This window comes from Jiella flava (assembly GCF_017349315.1).
Lineage (GTDB): Bacteria > Pseudomonadota > Alphaproteobacteria > Rhizobiales > Rhizobiaceae > Jiella > Jiella flava.
This window is the reverse complement of the sequence record NZ_JAFMPP010000015.1, coordinates 44,613-67,222: the sequence shown is the minus strand read 5'-3', so window position 1 is coordinate 67,222 and position 22,610 is coordinate 44,613. Positions and strand designations below refer to the sequence as shown.

The 22,610-nt window shown below is 65.8% G+C and carries 21 protein-coding genes; 13 read left to right on the top strand and 8 right to left on the bottom strand.

Annotated features, from left to right (window positions below):
* Positions 1–33: 33 nt before the first annotated feature.
* From J1C48_RS15745 to J1C48_RS15730, 4 genes are all read right to left on the bottom strand, one after another.
* Positions 34–390, bottom strand: coding sequence for a tRNA-binding protein (locus J1C48_RS15745; RefSeq protein WP_207258952.1), 357 nt, complete (start codon positions 388–390; stop codon positions 34–36).
* A gap of 58 nt (positions 391–448) precedes the next feature.
* Complete coding sequence (gene proC, locus J1C48_RS15740) at positions 449–1,255, bottom strand: pyrroline-5-carboxylate reductase (protein ID WP_207258951.1); 807 nt, start codon at positions 1,253–1,255, stop codon at positions 449–451.
* A gap of 109 nt (positions 1,256–1,364) precedes the next feature.
* Positions 1,365–1,865 (bottom strand): type III secretion system chaperone family protein, encoded by a 501-nt coding sequence (locus J1C48_RS15735; RefSeq protein WP_207258950.1) that lies wholly within the window; start codon positions 1,863–1,865, stop codon positions 1,365–1,367.
* A gap of 285 nt (positions 1,866–2,150) precedes the next feature.
* Positions 2,151–2,423 carry an accessory factor UbiK family protein gene (locus tag J1C48_RS15730; RefSeq protein ID WP_207258949.1) on the bottom strand — a complete coding sequence of 91 codons (273 nt, stop codon included), beginning with the start codon at positions 2,421–2,423 and terminating at the stop codon, positions 2,151–2,153.
* Between the two features lie 262 nt (positions 2,424–2,685).
* Between J1C48_RS15730 and lgt the strand changes: the two genes are divergently transcribed.
* From lgt to choV, 10 genes are all read left to right on the top strand, one after another.
* Positions 2,686–3,576 carry a prolipoprotein diacylglyceryl transferase gene (gene lgt / locus J1C48_RS15725; RefSeq protein WP_207258948.1) on the top strand — a complete coding sequence of 297 codons (891 nt, stop codon included), beginning with the start codon at positions 2,686–2,688 and terminating at the stop codon, positions 3,574–3,576.
* Positions 3,573–4,697 (top strand): class I SAM-dependent methyltransferase, encoded by a 1,125-nt coding sequence (locus J1C48_RS15720; protein ID WP_207258947.1) that lies wholly within the window; start codon positions 3,573–3,575, stop codon positions 4,695–4,697. The genes lgt and J1C48_RS15720 overlap by 4 nt, the downstream gene beginning before the upstream one ends.
* Positions 4,698–4,730: 33 nt before the next feature.
* Positions 4,731–5,534 (top strand): peptidoglycan editing factor PgeF, encoded by an 804-nt coding sequence (pgeF, locus tag J1C48_RS15715; protein WP_207258946.1) that lies wholly within the window; start codon positions 4,731–4,733, stop codon positions 5,532–5,534.
* A 4-nt stretch (positions 5,535–5,538) separates the two neighbouring features.
* Positions 5,539–6,690, top strand: coding sequence for a M24 family metallopeptidase (locus J1C48_RS15710; RefSeq protein WP_207258945.1), 1,152 nt, complete (start codon positions 5,539–5,541; stop codon positions 6,688–6,690).
* Between the two features lie 227 nt (positions 6,691–6,917).
* The gene (locus J1C48_RS15705; protein ID WP_207258944.1) at positions 6,918–7,961 is read left to right on the top strand and encodes a hypothetical protein; all 1,044 of its coding nucleotides are present in this window, start codon (positions 6,918–6,920) and stop codon (positions 7,959–7,961) included.
* 456 nt (positions 7,962–8,417) lie between these two features.
* Positions 8,418–9,350, top strand: coding sequence for a ribose-phosphate pyrophosphokinase (locus tag J1C48_RS15700; RefSeq protein ID WP_207258943.1), 933 nt, complete (start codon positions 8,418–8,420; stop codon positions 9,348–9,350).
* A 522-nt stretch (positions 9,351–9,872) separates the two neighbouring features.
* The gene (locus tag J1C48_RS15695; protein WP_207258942.1) at positions 9,873–11,117 is read left to right on the top strand and encodes an autotransporter outer membrane beta-barrel domain-containing protein; all 1,245 of its coding nucleotides are present in this window, start codon (positions 9,873–9,875) and stop codon (positions 11,115–11,117) included.
* 788 nt (positions 11,118–11,905) lie between these two features.
* Positions 11,906–12,871 carry a choline ABC transporter substrate-binding protein gene (locus tag J1C48_RS15690; RefSeq protein ID WP_207258941.1) on the top strand — a complete coding sequence of 322 codons (966 nt, stop codon included), beginning with the start codon at positions 11,906–11,908 and terminating at the stop codon, positions 12,869–12,871.
* Between the two features lie 71 nt (positions 12,872–12,942).
* Positions 12,943–13,842 carry a choline ABC transporter permease subunit gene (choW, locus tag J1C48_RS15685; protein ID WP_207259003.1) on the top strand — a complete coding sequence of 300 codons (900 nt, stop codon included), beginning with the start codon at positions 12,943–12,945 and terminating at the stop codon, positions 13,840–13,842.
* The gene (choV, locus tag J1C48_RS15680; RefSeq protein WP_207258940.1) at positions 13,839–14,891 is read left to right on the top strand and encodes a choline ABC transporter ATP-binding protein; all 1,053 of its coding nucleotides are present in this window, start codon (positions 13,839–13,841) and stop codon (positions 14,889–14,891) included. Before choW ends, choV begins: the two co-directional genes overlap by 4 nt.
* A gap of 182 nt (positions 14,892–15,073) precedes the next feature.
* Here the strand turns inward: choV and J1C48_RS15675 are convergent, their stop codons facing one another.
* Both J1C48_RS15675 and J1C48_RS15670 read right to left on the bottom strand, forming a co-directional pair.
* Positions 15,074–16,480, bottom strand: coding sequence for a sensor histidine kinase (locus J1C48_RS15675; RefSeq protein WP_207258939.1), 1,407 nt, complete (start codon positions 16,478–16,480; stop codon positions 15,074–15,076).
* A complete protein-coding gene (locus J1C48_RS15670; protein WP_207258938.1) occupies positions 16,470–17,138 on the bottom strand; it encodes a response regulator in 669 nt (222 codons plus the stop codon). The genes J1C48_RS15675 and J1C48_RS15670 overlap by 11 nt, the downstream gene beginning before the upstream one ends.
* 169 nt (positions 17,139–17,307) lie before the next feature.
* On the opposite strand from J1C48_RS15670, the gene J1C48_RS15665 reads away from it, so the two are divergent.
* The 3 genes from J1C48_RS15665 (at position 17,308) to J1C48_RS15655 (ending at position 20,474) form a co-directional block, all read left to right on the top strand.
* The gene (locus J1C48_RS15665; protein WP_207258937.1) at positions 17,308–17,841 is read left to right on the top strand and encodes a hypothetical protein; all 534 of its coding nucleotides are present in this window, start codon (positions 17,308–17,310) and stop codon (positions 17,839–17,841) included.
* A 198-nt stretch (positions 17,842–18,039) separates the two neighbouring features.
* The gene (locus tag J1C48_RS19010; protein WP_231081833.1) at positions 18,040–18,525 is read left to right on the top strand and encodes a hypothetical protein; all 486 of its coding nucleotides are present in this window, start codon (positions 18,040–18,042) and stop codon (positions 18,523–18,525) included.
* 314 nt (positions 18,526–18,839) lie between these two features.
* Complete coding sequence (locus tag J1C48_RS15655) at positions 18,840–20,474, top strand: peptide chain release factor 3 (RefSeq protein ID WP_207258936.1); 1,635 nt, start codon at positions 18,840–18,842, stop codon at positions 20,472–20,474.
* Positions 20,475–20,577: 103 nt separating this feature from the next.
* Here the strand turns inward: J1C48_RS15655 and J1C48_RS15650 are convergent, their stop codons facing one another.
* Complete coding sequence (locus tag J1C48_RS15650; RefSeq protein WP_207258935.1) at positions 20,578–21,558, bottom strand: ABC transporter ATP-binding protein; 981 nt, start codon at positions 21,556–21,558, stop codon at positions 20,578–20,580.
* An 82-nt stretch (positions 21,559–21,640) separates the two neighbouring features.
* Positions 21,641–22,609, bottom strand: a complete 969-nt coding sequence (locus J1C48_RS15645) for an ABC transporter ATP-binding protein (RefSeq protein ID WP_207258934.1) — start codon at positions 22,607–22,609, stop codon at positions 21,641–21,643.
* Position 22,610: the final 1 nt, after the last annotated feature.

The following is a 22,610-nucleotide window of genomic DNA, read 5'->3' as shown; positions in this document are numbered from 1 at the left end:
CCACAGGCAGCATTACAATGCGCTCGTCCGCCCTCAATACAACCGGCCGCCCTTTGGCACCGAATGCCCCGGGCCGAGCAGCACCACCTCGCCGTTGTCGTCCGGCACGCCGAGGGTCAGCACCTCCGAGCGCATTGGGCCGATCTGGCGCGGCGGGAAGTTGACGACGGCGATCACCTGCCGGCCGACGAGTTCTTCGGGCGTGTAATGCACGGTGATCTGGGCCGAGGACTTTTTCACTCCGATCTCGTCGCCGAAATCAATCATCAGCTTGATCGCCGGCTTGCGCGCTTCGGGAAATGGCACCGCCTCGACGATGGTGCCGACGCGAATATCGACTTTCAGGAAATCGTCAAAGCCGATCTCCGGCGCGCGCTCGCTGCCTGCCATGCCGTTGCTCCGTCGCCGTGTCTTTAAATCTCAGTCGTTGCGCGAGCTCCGCTGGAGCTTAGCCCTTGGCGAGTTGGGCCGCCCGGTCGCGCGCGGCGCGCATCGCCTCGTCCATCAGCCGTGCCAGCCGCTCTTCGCCCATCAGCACGTCGAGCGCCGCCTGGGTGGTGCCGTTCGGCGAAGTGACGTTCTTGCGCAGCTGCGCCGGCTCATCGTCGGAGCGGATCATCAATTCGCCGGCGCCGGCCACCGTGTGGCGGGCCAGGCGCATGGCAAGATCCGCATCGAGGCCGAGCGCCGCGCCCGCCTTCGCCATGCATTCGGCGAGATGGAACACATAGGCCGGGCCACTGCCGGACACCGCGGTGATCGCGTCGATCAGCGGCTCGGCGTCCACCCATTCCACCGGCCCGCTGGCCTCGAGCAGGCTCGTCGCCGCCGCGCGGTTGTCCGCGCTGGTGCTCGCATTGCCATAGGCGCCGGTGATCCCGCGACCAATCAGCGCCGGCGTGTTGGGCATCGCCCGCACCACCGGCCGCTCGCCGAGAAGCGCTTCGATCGCCGCGATCGTCGTCCCCGCCGCGATCGAGACCACCATCGTGTCGGGCTGCATCGCCGCCTTCAGCGGCGGCACGGCGGCGCTCATCATCTGCGGCTTGACCGCCAGAAGCACGATGTCAAACGCTTCGTCCGGCACCACGCTGCGATGGGTGACGCCCTTGTTCAGCAACGGCTGCAAGGCCGGCCCGACGGCCGGATCGACCACCGTCACCTTCGCCGGGTCAAGGCCGTTGTCCAGCCAGCCGCCGAGCAGCGCCGAACCCATATTGCCGCCGCCTAGGAGGAGAATGCGCGCGTCGATCATCGGACTGAGGCCTCCAATGCCGTGGAAAGGATGCTGTCCCCCTACAATATCGAGACCTTGACCGGTACCGGTTTCCAAGCGTGCCGGTCGAAACCGCCGCAAAGCGCGCTCAGGCCCGCCCGTGGGTCTCGAACATCGCTGCGGTTAAAGCTTCTTCGGCCGACTTGTCCGCCCAGATGACGAACTGGAACGCCTGGTAGAACCGCTCGCAGCTTTCCAGCGCCATCGCCAGCATCCGCTCGGCCTGGCCGCTGGTCGCGTCGAGACCGCCCGACAGAAGCAGCGCATGGCGGAACATCACCGCGCCTTCCTTGCGCCACAGGTCGAAATGGCCGACCACCAGCTTCTCGTTGATCCGCGCCAGCAGGGTTTGGATCTCCGCCTGGCGGTGCGGAGGCACCTTGAGATCGAAGGCGCAGGCCAGATGCAGGGCCTCCATGTCGTCGATCCAGGAAAACGACACCGAATAGTCGGTCCACACGCCGGCGACCGCAACCGCCAGCTCGTCCTCGCAGGAGCGCTCGAACGCCCATTCGCGCGACGTCGCAACCCATTCGATCACGTCGACAGGGTTCGACTGTCGCAACACCGCCATATCGTCGAAATGCATGCTGATTCCTCGTTTCAAAAATTGGGCGGGCAGCCGCCCGCCGCGGCAGCCACCCGCAGGGCGATCCTTTCGCCGCCGCCGACGAATCACCCTTGAGAATCAGCATACAGTGGGGGAGTCTTCACGCTAAGGCCGTTAACCGTTTTTTCACGATTTTGGCGTCGAGCGTTCACCGAATCGCGCAAGCCGAAATGCTTAAGCGACTCTGCCGACAGGACTTTCGGAATCAGCCACGGCGCGAAAATACGCCGCGGAAGCTGTTGAATCCCTGTGGATAATCGCCGATCAGGCCTCGGCCGGCGGCGTCTCGGCCAGTTTGGCCTCGAGATCGGCCAGCCGCTTCTTCAGCGCCTCGTTCTCCATGCGCGCCTTCATCGCCATTTCGCGCACCGCCTCGAACTCCTCGCGCTGGACGAGATCGAGCTGGTTGAAAAAACGCTCGCCTTGCGTACGGAATAGGTTTTCCACCTCGCGGCGCATGCCTTGGGCCGTGCCGGCCGCATCGGTCATCACGCGGGCGAACTCGTCTAGCAGGCGATTGGGGGCTCGGTTCGGCATCGTCGTCTCCGGGTTGAACTGTCTCTTCGCAGGTAGAGGCGCGGCGCGCTCAAGACAATAGTGCCGCTGCCATGCCGCGCCCTCGTTTGCGCCAAAGCGGACCGACGGCCGGCGGCAAAAGCGCCCGGCGATGCGCGGCCGAGCACCGCTCTTGCGCCCGCGGTCTTCAAAGCGTCGCGGCTTCGCCTTATGAGGGAGCCGAGCGGCCGCGCCCCGAACGGCCATCACGGTTGAAAAATGGACGACGAGGCCCGATCCGCACATGCTCCCACTCTCGACCTTCGGCGTCCTGGCGTACCCGCATATCGATCCGGTGTTCTTGTCGATCGGACCGGTGCAGCTGCACTGGTACGGCCTTGCCTATGTCGCCGGTATCCTGCTCGGCTGGCTCTACGGACGGCATCTCGTCTCCAACCGCAAGCTTTGGCCGAACGGCGTCTCGCCGATTACCAAGCTCGAAATCGACGACGCCATCCTCTACCTCACCCTCGGCATCGTCCTCGGCGGGCGGCTTGGCTACGTCATCTTCTACGATCCGGCGGTCTATCTCGCCCATCCGCTGCAGGTATTCTCCGTCTGGGACGGCGGTATGGCGTTCCATGGCGGCTTGGTCGGCGTCACCGTTGCGATCATTCTGTTCTGCAAGCAGCGCGGCGTGCCGTTCTTCAGCCTGATCGATGTCGTCGCGGCGGCGGTGCCCTTCGGCCTGTTCTTCGGCCGCATCGCCAATTTCATCAATGGCGAGCTTTGGGGTTCCCCCTCCAACATGCCCTGGGCGATGGTGTTTCCGACCGGCGGCCCGATGCCGCGCCATCCGAGCCAGCTCTATGAGGCGGCGCTCGAGGGCATCTTATTGTGGATCATCCTGCGCATCGCCACCCATGTCTTTAAAAGCTTCGGCCGGCCCCGGCTGACCGCCGGCATCTTCATCCTCTGCTACGGCATCTTCCGGATCATGGTCGAAGCCTTCTGGCGCATGCCCGACAAGCAGCTCGGCTATCTCTATGGCGGCTGGCTGACGATGGGTATGGTGCTGTCGATCCCGATGCTGCTCGTCGGCCTCTGGGCAATCGCCACCGCCAAGCCGAAGACCTACGAGCCGCGTCCGGACGACGCGAGCGGCACGACCAGCGAGGACGTGGCCCGGCCTTGAACGATCTGCATCGCAAAATCGCTGCCATCATCCGCGCCGAAGGCCCGATCGGCCTCGACCGCTTCTGGAATCTGGCGCTGTTCGACCGTCAGGCCGGCTATTATGCGACGCAGAATCCGATTGGGCGGGCCGGCGACTTCGTCACCGCGCCAGAGGTCAGCCAGATGTTCGGCGAGTTGATCGGGGCCTGGGTCGCGGCCGCCTGGATAGGGCTTGGCGCCCCGCGCCGGTTCCGGCTGGTCGAGATCGGCCCCGGCCGCGGCACGCTGATGGCCGATATGCTGCGCACCCTGCGCCGCGTCGCGCCAGGCTGCCTTGCCGCCGCGCAAGTCCATCTCGTCGAAACCAGCGAGACGCTGGCGGCGATCCAGGCCGAAACGCTGACCGGCTTCGACCTGCCGATCCTGCGCCATCGCAGCCTTGCCGAAATCGGCCCCGGCCCGAGCATCGTCGTCGCCAACGAGCTTTTCGACGCCGTCGCCATCCGCCAGTTGGTCTTCGATGGCGAGGTCTTTCGCCAGCGCTGCGTGGCCTTGCGCGACAACGGCACCTTCGAATTCGTCCTGTGCCGGTGCCATCATACGCAGCCCGGCGCCAACATGCTGCCGCATCCCCCGGCGGCGGGCGCCGTCATCGAAGTCTCGCCGGAGCGCGACCGCCTCGCCGGCGCGCTCGCCGCGCGCCTTGCGGATCAGGGCGGCGCCGGGCTGTTCATCGATTACGGCCACGCCGTCACCGGTTACGGCGACACGCTGCAAGCGTTGCACGACCACGCCTTTGCCGACCCGCTCGATCGCCCCGGCGAATGCGACATCACCAGCCATGTCGACTTCGCCCGTCTCGCCGGCTTCTTCGCCGCGCGATCTCTGGCGGTTTCGCCGATCGTCGGCCAGGGCGACTTCCTCATCGCCCTCGGGCTGGTCCAGCGCGCCGGCGTGCTCGGCGCACCGCTCGATGCCGCCGGACGCCAGGCGATCGAAGCCGCCGTCGCCCGCCTCGCCGGCACCGGCAAAGGCCAGATGGGCGCGCTGTTCAAGGTTCTCGCCGTCGCCAACGCACCGCTCGCCCTGCCGCCCTTCGCCGCAGCGCCGTCGCACGCGCCCCCATCCGGAGCCGATTGACTTCCCGTGCCCGCTCAACCACCATCCCGCCCCATGTCCGACGCGACCCGAACGGCCCCGCCTTTGTCCGAGACGGACGTCATCCGCGCCCCTGAGCTGATGGGCGACGGCATCGCGCATGCCTTTTTCACCCGGCGGGGCGGCGTCTCCGGCGGCCTTTACGCGGAGCTGAATGTCGGCAGCGGCTCGAGCGACGCGCCAGCCGACGTCGCGCAGAACCGGGCCCGGGCGGCGGCGACCCTCGGCCTCGAGGCGAGCCGGCTGGCGACCCCCTGGCAGGTTCATTCCGCCGAGGCCGTGCTGGTCGACCGGCCGTTCGAGGGCGACCGCCCCCGGGTCGATGGCATCGTCACCGCGACGCCGGGCCTGGCCATCGGCGTCGTCACTGCCGATTGCGGCCCGCTGCTCTTTGCCGATCCGGACAACCGCGTCATCGGGGCGGCCCATGCCGGCTGGCGCGGCGCCCTCGGCGGCGTCATCGCCGCGACCATCGCGACGATGGAAACGGCCGGCGCCAAGCGGTCCTCGATCAAAGCCGTGCTCGGCCCGGCGATCACCCAAAAAAATTACGAAGTCGGTCTCGACATGATGGACGCGTTCCTCAACGGCGATCCCTCGCGCGAGCGCTTCTTTGAACCCGGGAAAAGCTCGGACAAGCGGCAGTTCGATCTTCCCGGATTCATCGTCTGTGTGCTCGAAGAGGCTGGTGTTGCGGGCCGATTCGTCGGTCGCTGCACCTATGGCGAGCCGGAGAGCTTCTTCTCGTTTCGTCGCACCACCCATCGCGGCGAGCCCGATTACGGACGGCAGCTCGCGGCGATCGCCTTGCGGGATTGATGTCATGCTTCACTTTGAACGCGACGAATTCGCCCAGCGGCGTGAGCGCGTGCTCGCCGAGATGGCCCATCGCAAACTCGACGCCATGCTGCTGTTTGCCCAGGAGTCGATGTACTGGCTGACCGGCTATGACAGCTTCGGCTTCTGCTTCTTCCAGTGCCTGGTCATGAAGGCCGACGGCGAGATGCAGCTGTTGACGCGCTCGGCCGACATCCGCCAGGCGCGGCACACCTCGATCCTCGGCACGATCGTCGTCTGGCGCGACCGGGGCAACGCCGATCCGGTCATCGAATTGCGCAACATGCTTGACGATATGGGCCTGCTCGGCACTCGCATCGGCGTCGAATGGCTAAGCCATGGTCTGACCGGCGCCGCCGGCCTTGCCGTCAACGAGCGGCTTGGCTCTTTCGCCTCGCTGAAGGACGCCTCCGACCTCGTCCCGATGCTGCGCGCGGTCAAGACCGAGGCCGAGATCGCCTATGTCCGCGAGGCGGCGCTTTTGGCCGACGAGGCCTTCGAAGTGGCACTGCCGCTGATCGGCCCTGGCGCCGACGAGGCCGACATCCTCGCCGCCATGCAAGGGCACATCCTCAAGCGCGGCGGCGACTATCCGGCCAATCCGTTCATCGTCGGTTCCGGCCGCGACGCGCTCTTGTGCCGTTACAAATCCGGCCGGCGCAAACTCGACGCCAACGATCAGCTGACCCTCGAATGGGCGGGCGTAAAAGCGCAGTATCATGCGGCACTCATGCGCACGGTGATCGTCGGCGAACCGAGCGAGCGGCACCTGGCGCTGCATCGGGCCGCGACCGAGGCGCTCGCAGCGGTCGAGGCCGCAATGCAGCCACCGCAAAGCTTCGGCGACGTCTTCGACGCTCATGCGTCGGTCATGGAAAAGCACGAGCTGGTGCGCCACCGGCTGAGCGCCTGCGGCTATTCGCTCGGCGCCCGCTATGCGCCCTCCTGGATGGATTCACCGATGTTCCATGTCGGCAATCCGGCGGAGATCGTGCCCAACATGACGTTGTTTGCCCATATGATCATCATGGACTCCGAGACCGGCACCGCGATGACCCTCGGGCGCACCTATCTGACCACCGAAGGCGATCCGGAACCGCTATCGCGGCTTTCCCTCGACCTGCCGATCGCCGGCTGACGTCGACAGTGAGATCCCTGAGTGGCGCATGAAGCCCTTGGGCGGACGAGACCTGATTTTCGCGGTCTCGTCATGTGTCCGGCGGCAGGAGGACGGCCCGCGCCAACCACTGCGCGGCCCTGGCAATGCATTGCAACATTTGGTGACGATTTTAACGAAATCTTCCGACCGAGGCGGCAAGATCGCTCCTGCTTCGATGCCGTTAAACGGCCGGAAGGAGATCGCCCGTGGCAACGAAAATCGCCAGATTCGGACCGCTCGTCGCCGTGGGCGTCGGGGCGCTGTTGTCCGGTTGTACGGGCTCCGACATCGACATCGCCATGGGCCCGAACGGCCCGGTCCCGCCCGAAAACATCGGCTCGACCTTGGCGCTCGGCGCTCCGCCCGCCTCGACCTTGGCGCTCCGCTCGGCCGCGCCACTGCGTCCGAGCCCCGTCGGACGGGTCGCCGCCGAACCGCTACCGCCTTCCGAGCCGATCAGCGAGAGTCCGCTGGCGCCGCCACCACCGCGAGACGCCGACACCGCTCCGCGCTATGAAACACCACGCTACGAGCCGTCGCGCCAGGAAACCGCAAGCCGTGGCACGACCAGATTGCGCTGGGAGACCGGGCCACAGCCGGTCGCGACGCCGCATCGCCCGCAGCCGCACCTGCCGGAGGCAGATCTCGCCCAGACCCAAGTCCAGACTCGGATCCCCGAGCCGGCGACGACGCGCGTCGCCGACGGCGAGCCGCCGGCCAGCCCGCCACGGCGCCTGCCGCGAATCGATGAAGAACCGGCAGCCGACCAGCCGCTGAGCCCCGAGCCGCAGCCCGAACAGCGCCAGGCCGCCCTCGCCCCGCCGACGACGAATCCGGCGCCGCTGCGCCCTGCCGCCATGCGAGGCACCGCGCAGCCAGGCTCAGCACGGCGCGAGATCCAGTTCCTGCCGGTGGTCGGCGCCCCGCAAAAGGACGCCGAGCTGCTCGCCCGGGCGCTGTCGGAAGAAGCCAGCCGCACCAATGTCGAAATCCGCCCGGCCAGCGGACCGGTCGGGCCGCTCCGCCTGAAGGGTTACTTCTCCGCTTTCGCCGAGGGCAATCAAACCGTCCTCGTCTATGTCTGGGATGTTCTCGACCACAACGATCAGCGCGTCCATCGCTTCCAGGGCCAGGAACGCGTCGCCGGGACCAGCCCCGATCCCTGGTCGAGGATCGACTTCGACACCTTGCGGAAGGTCGCGGCCGAAACGATGCGCCAGACCACCAGTCTGCCGGCCGACATCAGCTGAACACCCTTCGACGCCCGCCAGAATAGACGTCACAGAACGCCGCTTTCCGCCTCGCGGCACAACGCTTCAGCAATCTTAAGATTTACCTTCAGGAAGAAACAATCCTGACCTGGTATGAGTTCGGATTGCGACTCCCCTTTACCTTGATATATCCCGCATCACGAGTCGGGTTGAAGATTTGGCGAAGGCTGCTAGAGCGTCCAGCGAAGATCGGACGAAGATGAGGCGGATGTCGTGCCGCCCCGCCGGCACTGGTCTCCGCGATCCGACGGCGTCAATGCCCGACACATCCGGAGCGGCAGGTTGGCAAGGGGCGGAGACGACGGTCGCCATGTTCTCGTCTACACGGCCTGACATCAGGCCTTTCGAAGCCCCACGCAACGGTCCTTGTCCGGAAGGAACTGCAGCTTGCGCCACCACGATCAATCCGCCCTCCGTTCGACTGGAAAGAAAAAGATGAAGCTGTTCAGCGGCAATTCCAACCGTTCCCTGGCTGAAGCCATTGGGCAATATCTGGAGCTGCCGCTGGGCGACGCCATGGTCCGGCGCTTTGCCGACCAGGAAATCTTCGTCGAGATCCAGGAAAACGTGCGCGGCGAGGACGTCTTCGTCATCCAGTCGACCTCCTATCCGGCGAACGATCACCTGATGGAGCTCTTGATCATCATCGACGCGATGCGGCGAGCCTCGGCGCGGCGGATCACCGCCGTGCTGCCCTATTTCGGCTACGCCCGGCAGGATCGCAAGGCCAACGGCCGCACCCCGATCTCGGCCAAGCTGGTTGCCAATCTGATTACCGAAGCGGGCGCCGATCGGGTAATGACCCTCGATCTCCATGCCGGCCAGATCCAGGGCTTCTTCGACATTCCGACCGACAACCTCTTCGCGGTGCCGCTGCTTGCCCGCGACATCAAGGAACACCAGGATCTGTCGAATCTGATGGTCGTCTCGCCGGATGTCGGCGGCGTGGTGCGCGCCCGGGCGCTGGCCAAGCGTCTCGACGCCCCGCTCGCCATCGTCGACAAGCGCCGCGACCGGCCGGGCGAATCGGAGGTGATGAACATCATCGGCGACGTCACCGGACGCAACTGCATCCTGATCGACGACATTATCGATTCCGGCGGCACCCTGTGCAACGCCGCAGACGCCCTAATGAAGGCCGGCGCGATCAGCGCTTCGGCCTATATCACCCATGGCGTCCTGTCCGGCGGCGCGGTCTCGCGCATCACCGCGTCGAGCCTGAAAGAGCTGGTGATCACCGATTCGATCCTGCCGACCAAGGCGATCCGGGGCGCCGGAAACATCCGCGTCATCACCACGGCCAACCTGCTTGGCGAGGCGATCGCCCGCACCGCGTCCGAAGAATCCGTCTCCAGCCTGTTCGACTGAGCCCCCCGCCCGACTGAGGGGACGCAAGCTTCGGCCAAGCGCGACGCCGAGGCCGAGGCCTCAAAACACATCCCGCGCGTTTCACACGGCACGGTGCCCGGCGCCGCCGCGCGCACTGCGGTCAGACGGGTGTCAACAGCATGACCGCAAGCACGACGATCGGCTCCGGCTGGCGGCCTGACCCAGGCTCAGAATCAGACACTGAAAACGCTTATTCAAAGGAAAAACACGTCAAAGGGGCAAAATATTCCCTAACGGTAATCGTGACTTTGGTGCATCGCAGCGCTGGCAAAGAGCCTGAGCAAGGCCGACCCGCCCCACCTTCGGCTCCGACCGATGGCCGCCCTTAGATTTCTGAAAAACCACGCCATTTGAAGAGTGACTGACGATCTCACCGGCGAACCGCGCAATCGGCTGCGGTGGCTTCACGTCGCGGTGAGTGGCACCCAAATTAACCGCTCGTTAACCAGCGCAAGTGTCCTTCGAAGGGCGAATTCTCGCAACTGCGAAGACGAGCGGACCATGACGACCAGTGCCACCCTGCAGCCATGCAAGGTTTCGACACGAAAGCGACGGACCGCAGGTTGGGGCCTCGGTTTCGGCCTCGCCTCGACGCTCGCCGCCCTGATTCTTGCCGGGCTGACGGTGCCCTTCGACACGCCCGCCGCCCACGCCGACGACCTCGATGACGACACGCAATCCTTTGCCCTATCGACGGTCAGCCGGCAGAGCGCCTTGGCCATGCGCTTGGAGAAGGGGCAGACCGCCAATCTCCAAAGCCATCTGGAAGGCCTGCGCAACGACGCCTGCGGCCCGCTCGCCGTCAATGTCTCGGTTGGCCAGACGGAGGCGACAGACTCCTGGCAGGCACTGATCGACGACGACGCCACGACCAGCCGATCGAAGACGCTGAAGAACAGCACCGACGACAATTGCGCCAATGCCGGGAGAGCCTGGACGCGGGGCGCCGTAACGCTCGCCCGGGACGATCCTGACGATTCGGGCCACGGCTACCAACGCGTCGAGACCAATTTGTCGGCCGGGCTCGACGCGCGCCTTGCCGCCGATTTGGCCGTCGGTTTTGCCATCGGCGGATCGAATGGCAGCACCATTGTGTCTCAAGGCCGAACGGTCGGCCGCGCTGCGCTCGGTTCGGTGGCCACTTATGTGTCGCTGCATCCGAGCAAGTCGAGTTTTGCTGAAGCGGCGATCGGCGCCTCTCGCATCGGTATCAGCGACCGGGTCGACGGCACCACCGACGCTCTCTCCGGCTCGGCCGATTCGAGCGGCTACGGCGCCTTCGCCACTCTCTCCGTCGGCCGGGTCGAGCATTTCGGCGATCTGAAGCTGTCGCCCTATCTCACCGCCGCCGGCCAGACGATCCGCCTCGGCCCGACCTATGAGCGAATCGACGGGGCCGATTATCACCTGTCGGCTCAACAGACCTCGAGCCTATCCGGCACCATCGGCCTCAAGGCCCAGTTGCCGCTGCGCCAACTGCCCGACTGGATCCATCTCGAACCGAAGGCCGGCGTTGAATTCGGCTATTCCCTCGATCGACGCGCCGACGCCCGACTCACGGCCCTCAACGGCAATGCCTCGGGCATGGCCGAAGGCAGCTTCAGCGCCAGACGGACGCTGCGCCTCGATATCGGTACCAGCGTCAAGCTGTTCGACGAGGTGGCGCTCGACCTCGACGTCGAATCCCAGCCGATCGCCGAAGGGCGGCCGAAAACCCTGCGTCTGTCCTCCAGCTGGGACTTCTAGGGCGCCGTGGGTCTGAAAGGACGCACAAGGGACGCGCCCTGTTATTCAGCCGGCCCATCGGCCCGAAAATCGATTTTGATTTTCGGAACGCGCGATACAAGAGCCCCGCACCCTGTCGCCAAGGCAATCTGACAAACGACCACGCGGCGATCGATTGCACTTGCTTTGTGCCTGTGCAATCTTTGCGCATCCTTAACGATCCCGCGGGGCATCCGTGCCGCAGATCTTGTTGCGAAAGACCCAAGCTCTTTTGGTCTTGAGGCTTCTCTCCCTCGGCCTCATGATTGTCGGCATCGGCCTTTCGCCCCGCGCAGACGTCGCCGAGGCCGGGAGCCTCCCGGTCGCCGTCCAGCAGGTTCCGTCGGCCGGCACGGCCGGCTCTCAGAACCTTATCGGGCCGGACCGTCGGTCGCGCCTTGCCAAAACAGGCACATCATTGTCCGCCGGAATCGCATCTCGGCGCCCGCCATGCGTGCTTTGCCCGACGACACAAGGCTTGGCCGTGCGGCGGCATCGCAGCAACGATCCCAAGGTTTCGTCGCAGGTCGTCGATGACGTGGTGCCGCCGGTACCTTTGTCCATCGGGCTCAGGCCAATGCGCAAATCCCGTCCGCCTCAGGGGTAGACGAAACACCTTTCGGACACACCCTTATGTCCGAGCGAATGAATTATCTGCAACGAACTCCCCCAGTAGGTTGCGCGCAACCGGTCGAGGGAGTGATATTTCCCGCGAGTTGTCGCTCCTGCGTCAACACAACTTCATTATACAAGTATCACAGGAGAACCGTATGAACCGGAATCTGAAGGCTCTAGGCGCGCTCGTCGGAGCAACCTTCATGATGCTGCCTGCCGTTGCACCGACAGCAGCGGCAGCTGACGCAGAAAGCTGCAAGACGGTTCGTTTGTCGGATGTTGGCTGGACCGACATCACCTCGACCACGGCCGTCATCTCCAATCTCTTGAAGGGCATGGGCTACGATCCGAACGTCAAGATCTTGTCGGTGCCGGTGACCTTCGCGTCGCTGGCAGACAACAATCTCGACGTCTTCCTCGGCAACTGGATGCCGGCCCAAGCCGAGCCGATCAAAAAGTATGTCGACAACGGCACGATCGAACGCGTCCAGACCAATCTGGAAGGTGCAAAATACACCCTCGCCGTGCCGAAATACCTCTATGACAAGGGGCTGCACGACTTCTCCGACATCCATAAATTCGGCAAGCAGCTGAATTACAAGATCTACGGCATCGAGCCGGGGAACGACGGCAACTCGCTCGTTCTCGGCATGATCAAGAAAAACGAGTTCGACCTTAGCAAGTTCAAGCTGGTTGCGTCCTCCGAGCAGGGCATGCTCTCGCAGGTCGCCCGCGCCGTGAAATCGAAGAAGCCGATCGTCTTCCTCGGCTGGGCGCCGCATCCGATGAACACCGACTTCAAAATCGAGTATCTGACCGGCGGCGACGACACGTTCGGCCCGAATTACGGCGGTGCGACGGTCTACACCGTGACCCGGAAGGGCTACGTCAAGGACTGCCCGAATGTCGGCAAGCTCCTGAAGAACCTCGTCTTCAACGTCGACATGGAAAACCGCATCATGGCCGGCATCCTCGACAAGAAGGAAAAGCCGCAAAAGTCGGCTTCCGACTGGATGAAGGCGCACTCGGACGTCCTGAAAACCTGGCTTGACGGCGTCGAGACCCTCGACGGCAAGCCCGCGTTGCCGGCGGTCGAGAAGTCGCTCGGCATGGCCTCCTGATCTGGCGGGCGGCCAATGCTCTTCCGTTGAAGCATCAATGCAAGGATCGGCCGGTGCGGCCGGTCCTCTTGATGTGGCGGTGGTCGCCCACCGACACTTCTCCATTCAAAACCAAGAGGACATTGCAGCCCGTGGAATGGCTTGAAGCTCACCATTTGCCCATCGGCCAATATGCCGAGAGTTTCGTCGACTGGTTGACGGCGAACTTCACCCCCGTTTTTGACGGCCTGACCGCCTTTCTTCAGGCGGTAATCGACGGCATTTTGTTCGTCTTGACCTGGCCGAACCCCTTCGTCGTGGTCGCCGCTTTCTGCGCGATCGCCTGGTTCGCCCGCCGGTCGATTGTCCCTGTCATTTTCACTCTGTTCGGCTTCCTGCTGATCATCAATCTCGGCTATTGGGACGACACCACTCAGACGCTGGCGCTGGTCATCGCGGCCACGGCGACCTGCATGATCATCGGTGTGCCGCTCGGCATCGCGGCGGCCCGGCGCGAATGGGTCTATGTGATCCTGCGCCCGATCCTCGATCTGATGCAGACCATTCCGACCTTCGTCTATCTGATCCCGGCGCTGATCCTGTTCGGCCTCGGCATGGTACCCGGCCTCGTCGCAACGGTGATCTTCTCCCTGCCCGCCTCGATCCGCCTCACCCGCCTCGGCATCGCCTCGACCCCAACCCAGCTTCTCGAGGCCGGTGACGCCTTCGGCGCGACCCCGATGCAGCGGTTGCTCAAGGTCGAGATCCCCTACGCGCTCCCCCAAATCATGGCCGGTCTCACACAGACGATCATGCTGTCCCTGTCGATGGTGGTGATCGCGGCGCTCGTCGGCGCCCCCGGCCTCGGCGTCCCGGTGCTGCGCGCGCTCAACGCCATCAATGTCGGCGACGGCTTCGAATCCGGCCTCGCCATCGTGCTGCTGGCGATCATTCTCGATCGCTTCTTCCGGGTCGAGGAGAAGGGTCGATGACCAAGCCTGTCGTATCCTTCCAGAACGTCTCGATCATCTTCGGCCGCAATCGCGACAAGGCGCTGGAGCTGGCCGACGCCGGCAGGAACCGCGCCGAGATCCGCGAGGAAACCAGCGCGACCCTCGGCGTCACCAACGCTTCGATCGACGTTGCCGGGGGTGAGATCGCCGTCCTGATGGGCCTTTCCGGCTCCGGCAAGTCGACGCTGATCCGGGCCGTCAACGGTCTCGCGCCCGTCGCCCGCGGCCGCGTTGTCGTCGATACCGGCCGCGAGCCGGTCGATCCGCGCGACTGCTCGACCAAGCGCCTGCGCGAATTGCGCCGGCACGAAGTGGCAATGGTGTTCCAGCAATTCGCGCTGTTGCCCTGGCGCACCGTCGTCGACAACGTCGCGCTCGGCCTGGAGTTTGCCGGGCAATCGAAATCGGCGCGGCGCAAGCGGGCGCTCGAACAGCTCGAACTCGTCGGCCTGTCCGACTGGGCCAACTCGCGCGTCTCAGAGCTGTCCGGCGGGATGCAGCAGCGCGTCGGCCTCGCCCGCGCTTTCGCCACCGACGCGCCGGTCCTTCTGATGGACGAGCCGTTCTCGGCCCTCGATCCTTTGATCCGCACCCGGCTGCAGGACGAGCTGATCGACCTGCAGCAAAAGCTGAAGAAGACCATCATCTTCGTCAGCCACGATCTCGACGAGGCGTTCAAGATCGGCAACCGGATCGCCATCATGGAAGGTGGCCGGATCGTCCAGATCGGCACCGCCCAGGACATCGTCCTGCGGCCGGCGGACGACTACGTCTCCGACTTCGTCACCCATATGAACCCGCTCAATGTCTTGACAGCGAACGACGTGATGAAGCCGATTTCGGAAGACGATGCCAGCCCGGCCAATGTCGCGGCGATGGCCGACCCGTCCACACCGCTCAAGCGGATTATGGAATCGGTCAGCGGCGGTCGCGGATCGGTCGTCGTCAGCCGCAACGGCAAGATCCTCGGCCAGATCGGCCCGCAGGAAATCGTCGACGCGCTGCAGCGGCATCAAGGCGCGGCATAGAGCGCCCTGCGTCCGATTGGACGCGGAAAGGTCGCTCTCACCCTTTGAATCGACGCATCGTCCCGACGGCGACAAGACAACCGACGACGCGAAACGGCCGGGGCGATCGCTTCCCCCGCCGTTTCGTTTTGCAGGCTTTTCCAAATCCGAAGTGGGCTCGTCCGGCAACGCACTTGGCAGCGTCAAACGCCCTGCGCCGCCGGCAGCCGCAGCGTCGCCATGACGCCGCCGAGGGTCGAGGCGCCGATCGCCAGATCGCCACCGTACAGTTCGGCAAGTTCCCGGGTGATGGTGAGGCCGAAGCCGTGGCCGGGCGTGGCTTCGTCGAGGCGGCGGCCGGGCTCCATCACCCGCTCTGCCTCCCCGGCGGCGATCCCCTCGCCATCGTCTTCGATCGTCACCTGCCAATGGCTGCCGCCGGCCCGCGCGGCCCCGACGCGAACCTGATGCGCCGCCCATTTGCAGGCATTGTCCAAGAGATTGCCGAGCATCTCGTCGAGATCCTGCGGCTCGCAGGCGACAGACGCCTCCACGGGCAGATCGACGTTAAAGGCCAGTCCGCGCTCGGCGTGAATGCGCGACAGGCCGATCACCAGATCGGCGACATGCGGTTCAATCGGCCGGGCGCTGCGGCCCGGACCGCCGACCGCCGCCGAGCGGGCGCGGCCGAGATGGTGGCGGATGCGCCGGTCCATGGCGCCCGCCAGCGCGCTCGCGTCGCCGTCCGGATCGCGGCCGGGCTCTGAGAGCGTCAGAAGCAGCGTTGCCAGCGGCGTCTTCAGCCCATGGGCGAGATTGGCGACATGGCGCCGGGCCCGTTCCAGATTGGCGGTGGTCTCGTCGATCAGGGCGTTGAGTTCGGCGGCGAGCGGCGCGATCTCGGCCGGCTGGTCGGCCGGCACGTAGCGCTGGCGCCCGCCGCGCACCGCGGCGAGATCGTCGCGCAGACGGCGCAGCGGCTTCAGACCGATCCGCACCTGCCAGAACACCGCGACCAGAAGCCCGGCGACCAGCGCCGCCATGACCAGGCCGACCGGGATCAGCGCGTCGCGCAACGGTCCGAAGATCGCCCGCTCGGGCGCAGCCGCCGCGACCGTCACCTCCGTCCCGCCGATCGCCATCGTCAGGCCACGTCCATGCAGATCACCGCGCTCAGGACCACCACGCGCGCCGTCGACCCGCATCGGCCGGGGGCTCGGCCCCGGCGGTGCATGCGGCGGGCGTGGCGGCAGATCGACGGACATCAGCGAAAATCGGATGTCGCGCCAGCGCGCCGCCGACGACGAGCGCGCGACGATCGTCCCGTCGCTCTGGCGCACCTGCCAAAACCAGCCCGAACGCGGATCGTCGAAGGGCGGTGCGTCGAAGGAGGCGGTCAGCACCAGGTCGCCCTTGCCGTCGCGCTGCAGCGCCGAGGCCAGCGCCATCACCTGGGCATCGAGCCGCTGATCGATCTGTCCAGTGACGAAGCGGTTGAGCGACAGGCCGATCAGCCCAGCCGCGACGAGCACGGCGGTGACGAGAAGCGCGGTCGCCGAGAGGATCAGCCGGCCGCGCAGTGAGCGAGGGGCGGTGAGCTTACGCCGCATCGGGCGCCACCAGCCGATAGCCGAGGCCGCGCTCGGTCTCGATCATCGCCGCGCCGATCTTGCGGCGCAGACGTCCAACGATCACCTCCAGCGAATTGGAATCGACCTCGGCGTCGCCCTCATAGACCCGCTCGAACAGATCCTGGCGCATTACCACCCGGCCCTGGCGAAGCGCGAGGCACGAGAGGACCCGCCATTCCAGCGCGGTCAGACGGAGCGGCAGGCCGTCGAGTTCGAAGGAGCCAATCTGGGCGTCGAAGGTCAGCGGCCCGCAGACGATGCGGTTGTCGGCATGGCCGTTCGCCCGGCGCACCAGGGCCCGCAGCCGCATCACCAGCTCTTCCTGGCGAAACGGCTTCATCAGATAGTCGTCGGCGCCGGCCTTAAAGCCTTCGACCTTTTCCGACCAGCCGTCGCGCGCCGTCAAAATCAGCACCGGCAGCGCCCGGCCGGCCTTGCGCCAGCCCTTGAGGACATCGATCCCGGAAATCTTCGGCAGCCCCAGATCGAGCACCGCGACGTCATAGGCCTCGGTCTCGCCGAGATGCTGGCCGTCCTCGCCGTTCATCGCCACGTCGACGGCGAAATGTTCCCGGTGGAGCGCCTGTTCGAGCTTGGCCACCAGCGCCCGGTCGTCTTCGACGATGAGAACCTTCATGGCGACACTCCTTGCTCCTCGAGCGCTCGACGCACGGACGCGTGGGCTCGTCTACGCTCCTTGGCGCTAGCCAAAAAGGCTGAACCGATCCTGAACGGTCTCATTCAGCGCGGGTTTCGCCGGCCGTGCGAAAAGGCTGTCATCAACACGGACCGAGAGCCTCACCACCATGGACATGAATTCGCCAAATGCCACGCCGACCAGCGACACGACGACACCCCGCCGGCCGTTCTGGCACAAGAGCCGCCTCGCCGGCATTCGCCTTCATCCCGGCAAGAAGCATATGCGGCTTGGCCTTGCCGGCGCCGGCCTCCTTGCCGTCGGCATCGCTATCGGCGCCGTCACGGTCGGCCTCGCCGGCTTCGGCACCGAGACGGTGCTGCCGCTCAAATCCCAGGCGATCGCCTCGATCGGCGACAGCTGGAGCCCGGTGGCGATCACCGGCACGGTCACCGACGTCTTCGGCAACAAGCTGCTCATCGCCGATCAGAGCGGCCGAGCGCTGGTCGAGACCGGCCCCTCCCGCTGGACCGGGGCTCCGGCGAAGACAGGCGAGACGATCACCGTTCAGGGGCGCTTCGACGACGGCGTCCTGCATGGCGACCTCCTGGTCCATGCCGACGGCAGCGTCGTCCGCCTCGGGCCGCCGCGCCCGCCCTTTGTCGGCCTAAAAAACGCCGTCGCCCGGATCGCCGGCGAATGACCCACCGGGACGGCTTAGCGCCGCCCCAGGGAATTTTCCCATCGCTTGCGCCAAGGGCCGGCAAGGCGGCCCGGCGCAAATCGATCGACCGGATGCCATGGCCCGTCACGGGCCGCGGAACGGCCGAGACCAAAGCTTCGGCGCAACCAATCTGTCAACCGAAGCATTTTGACCCTGAACCTCGAGGAGTCTTCCACGATGAAACGCTTGGCCCTGTTGCTGGCGGCCGGATCGATGCTGATCGCCGCCCCGAGCTTTGCTCAGGACGCACCGCCCCCGCCGCCGCCCGGCGCACAGCCCGGCCCCGATGCCGCGCCCCCTCCCCCGCCGCCGCCCGGCGCGCCGGTTCCCCCACCGCCGGGCCCGCGCGGCCCCGATGGCGCGCCGCCGCCGCCGCCACCGCCGGGTGGTCCGCGCGGTCATCGCCCGCCGCCGCCACCGCCACCACCTGCAAAGGGCGCGCATTTCATCATCGATAGGGGCGACATGCATCTCGACGTCAAATGCGCCGAGGATGAGCCGATGAAGCCCTGCGCCGATATCGCCGCGCACTTCTTGAAGGAGCTGCAGGCGATGCCCGGCGGCCCGGCTGGTGGGCCGGCCGGCGTGCCTCCCGCCGGTCCCGACGCGGGTTCGGACGCAGGCCCGGACGGCACCCCGCCGCCTCCGCCGCCGGCCCAGTAAGCCCGCGAATGCGCGCCAAGACCGATAGGTGACCCGCCGGACAAGCCCCGGCGGGTCACCTTCAAATCACCGGGCGTGGGCCGCAAGGCCCGCGCCTTTTGCGTCGATCCGGACGGCGCAAGAATTGACCCGGCTGCAAATGCCGCTTATTGCGCGGGGCACGAGCGATGCCGTCGGCCCGCAGCCACCCATTATCTTTCCGCGTTTCGGATCCGTGCTGCCAGCGGCGGTGTCCTGCCCGCCGACGACGATCGGCCGCGCCGGCCCGTCCGGCCATCGCCACCCCTTGAGCCCGATAGCGGACCATGACCGACATGAGCAGTCTCGCCAGTGCCACCGCCGCCGATCGCAGCCCCTCGCGGATCGCGCGGCAGCCGTTCGAGACCCGGCGCACCTTCGCCATCATCTCCCACCCCGACGCCGGCAAGACGACGCTGACCGAAAAGCTGCTTCTGTCCGGTGGCGCCATCGAGATGGCCGGCGCCGTGCGCTCCAAGGGCAATGGCCGGCGGGCAAAGTCCGATTGGATGGAGATCGAGAAGAACCGTGGCATCTCGGTCACCTCCTCGGTGATGACCTTCGAGAAGGAGGGTATCAACTTCAACCTGCTCGACACCCCCGGCCACAGCGACTTTTCCGAAGACACGTACCGCACACTGACCGCCGTCGACAGCGCCATCATGGTGATCGACGCCGCCAAGGGCATCGAGGCTCAGACGAAGAAGCTCTTCGAAATCTGCCGCCTGCGCGACATTCCGATCATCACCTTCGTCAACAAGGTCGACCGCGAGGGTCGCGACCCGTTCGAACTTTTGGACGAGATCGAGAGCGAGCTGGCGCTGTCCGTCGCGCCGATGGTCTGGCCGGTCGGCCAGGGCGGGCTGTTCAAGGGCTGCTACGACCTGACGAAGCACGATTTTCTGTTTGCCGGCAGCGACAAGACGCAGCACTACAACGGCGGTCTCGACGACCCGGCGCTCGAAGCGACGCTGACACCGCCGGTCTATGCCGGCTTTCGCGACGCGGCGGAGCTCGCCGCCGAGGGCTATGCGAGCTTCGAGCCGGCCGCCTACCGCCAAGGCCACCTCACCCCGGTGGTGTTCGGCTCGGCGCTGCAGAATTTTGCGGTCGACCGGCTGATGGATTTCATCGCCGAACATGCCCCCGAGCCGCGGCCGCAGCCTTCCGACAAGGGGCCGGTCGATCCTTCGGACGCCAAGGTCTCGGGTTTCGTCTTCAAGGTCCAGGCCAATATGGATCCGAAACACCGCGACCGCGTCGCCTTCGTCCGCTTCTGCTCGGGGCATTTCAAGCGGGGCATGAAGCTCGACCATGTCCGCTCCGGCAAGCCGATCGCCGTCTCCAATCCGATCTATTTCGTCGCCCAGGAGCGGGCGCTGACGGAGGAAGCCTATGCCGGCGACGTCATCGGCATTCCCAACCACGGCACGCTGCAGGTCGGCGACACTCTGACCGAAGGCGAAGTCTTCCGCTTCACCGGCCTACCGGCCTTCGCGCCGGAAGTCTTGCGCCGGGTGCGGCTCGAAGATTCGATGAAGATGAAGCAGATGCGTCGGGGACTCGAGGATCTGGCTCAGGAAGGCCTCGTCCAGGTGTTCCGGCCGACCATCGGTTCGGACTGGATCGTCGGCGTCGTCGGCCCGCTGCAGCTCGACGTTCTGGCCGCCCGCATCGCCGGCGAATACAAGGCCGACGTCAGCTTCGAGCCGGTGCTCTACAACGTCGCCCGCTGGCTGCGCTGCGACAATGAGCAGACCCTCAAGGACTTCATCCGCGAAAACACCATGAATGTCGTGCGCGACCGCGACAACTGGCCGGTCTATCTGTGCAAGGACGACTGGGATCTGCGCTACATCATGAACCGCCACAAGGACATCGCCTTCGACGCGACCCGCGAGATCGTCGGCCAGCAGGTGGCCTCGAAATAGGCGCCCGCCGGCGGGCGCCCTTGCGTCATGCTTCGGCCGAGCCTATCGCTCTCGAAGCGAAAGCTCACATCCATATCACGCCTCACCAACGGCCCCGCACGCCTCACGCGGCCGCGCTGCGGCCTTCTTCGACGGCGAAGCAGGCGACGCGGGTCGGGCCGTCGTCGCTCAGCTCCGGGCGTTCCGCCCGGCAGCGGTCGTCGGCCAGCGGGCAGCGGGGGTTGAAGGAGCAGCCGGCGGGCGGGTTGATCGGCGAGGGCAATTCGCCGGTCAGGCGAATGCGCCGGCCTTTGGCCGCCGGATCGGTGGCCGGTGTCGCCGAGAGCAGCGCCCGGGTGTAGGGGTGGCGCGGATCGGCGTAGAGCGCGGCAACCGGGGCGATTTCCACCGGGCGGCCGAGATACATCACCATCACCCGGGTCGCGACGTGCTTCACCACCGAGAGATCGTGGCTGATGAAGATGTAGGTGAGGCCGAGGCGCTCCTGCAGATCGGCGAGCAGATTGAGGATTTGCGCCTGGATCGAGACGTCGAGGGCCGAGACCGGCTCGTCGAGGACGAGGATCTTCGGCTCCAGAATGATCGCCCGGGCGATCGCAATACGCTGGCGCTGGCCGCCGGAGAACATGTGCGGATAGCGGCCGTAATGCTCCGGCCGCAGCCCGACCTCGGCAAGTGCCGTCTCGGCTTTTTGTCGGCGCTCGGCGGCCGAGAGCCTGGTATTGATCTTCAAGGGCTCTTCGATGATCGCCCCGACCTTCTGGCGCGGATTGAGCGCGCCATAGGGGTTCTGGAAGACGATCTGCACCGTCGAGCGCAGCTTTTTCATGTCACCGGGATTGTCGCCGGTGATGGTCACGCCGTCGATGGTCAGCGCCCCCTCGGCCGGGGTCTCGATCATCGTCAGCATGCGGGCGAGAGTCGACTTGCCGCAGCCTGATTCGCCGACAATCGCCAGCGTCTCGCCTTCCCCGACGACGAAGCTCGCATCCTTGACGGCCTTCAGCCCGAGCGCCTTGTGGAAAAGGCCCCGCCGCATCTCGTAGATCTGGCTGACGTTGTTTGCAGTGACGATGGCACGCATCAGGCAGCACTCACATCGGCTAGTGGATTGGATTTGACATTTGAATCCCGGTTGGGGGCGTCCGATGAAGCCAATGTCGGAATCACACCACTAGGGGGTTCAAGGGGTAGTGGCAGAGCGCTTCGCCGAGGCCGGCCGTCTGACGATGCGGCATGACGCTTCGACAGAGGTCGTCGGCCTTCGGGCAGCGCGGATTGAAGAGGCAGCCGTCAGGCCGATCTCCCTGCCCCGGAACGACGCCGGGAATGGTCGGCAGCCGGCGCCCGGTCGAGCGCTCGGGGATCGCGGCAAGCAGCGCCGACGTATAGGGGTGATGCGGCGCATCGAACAGCGTCGCGACGCGCTGGCGCTCCACCTGCTGACCGGCATATTGCACGATCACCCGCTCGGCGGTTTCGGCGATCACGCCCATGTCGTGGGTGATCAGAATCATTCCCATGCCGCGCTCCTTTTGCAAGTCGATGAGCAAGTCGAGGATCTGCGCCTGGATGGTCACGTCGAGGGCCGTGGTCGGCTCGTCGGCGATCAACAGCTTGGGACGGCAGGCGGTCGCCATCGCGATCATCACCCGCTGGCTCATGCCGCCGGACATCTGGTGCGGAAAGGCCGAAAGCCGCCGCTCGGGGTCTGGAATACCGACCGCCGTCAACAGCTCGACCGCGCGATGGTGCCGCCCCTTGCGGTCGAGATCGGTGTGGGCACGCAACGCCTCCTTGATCTGAAAGCCGACGGTGAAGCACGGATTGAGGCTCGCTACCGGCTCCTGAAAGATCATCGCGATGTCCTTGCCGATGATCTTCCGCCGCTCGCGGCCGGACATCGCCCGCATGTCGCGCCCTTCGAAGGCGATCTCGTCGGCCGTCACCGTCGCAGACGGCGGCAGCAACCCCATCAGCCCGAGCATCGCCACCGACTTGCCGGAGCCGGACTCACCGACAATGCCTAAAACCTCTCCCGCCTCGACAGTGATATCGACCCCGTCGACGGCCTTGAAGGGACCTGAGGCGGTGTCGAAGGTGACGGCGAGATTGCTTAATGAAAGGAGTGGCATT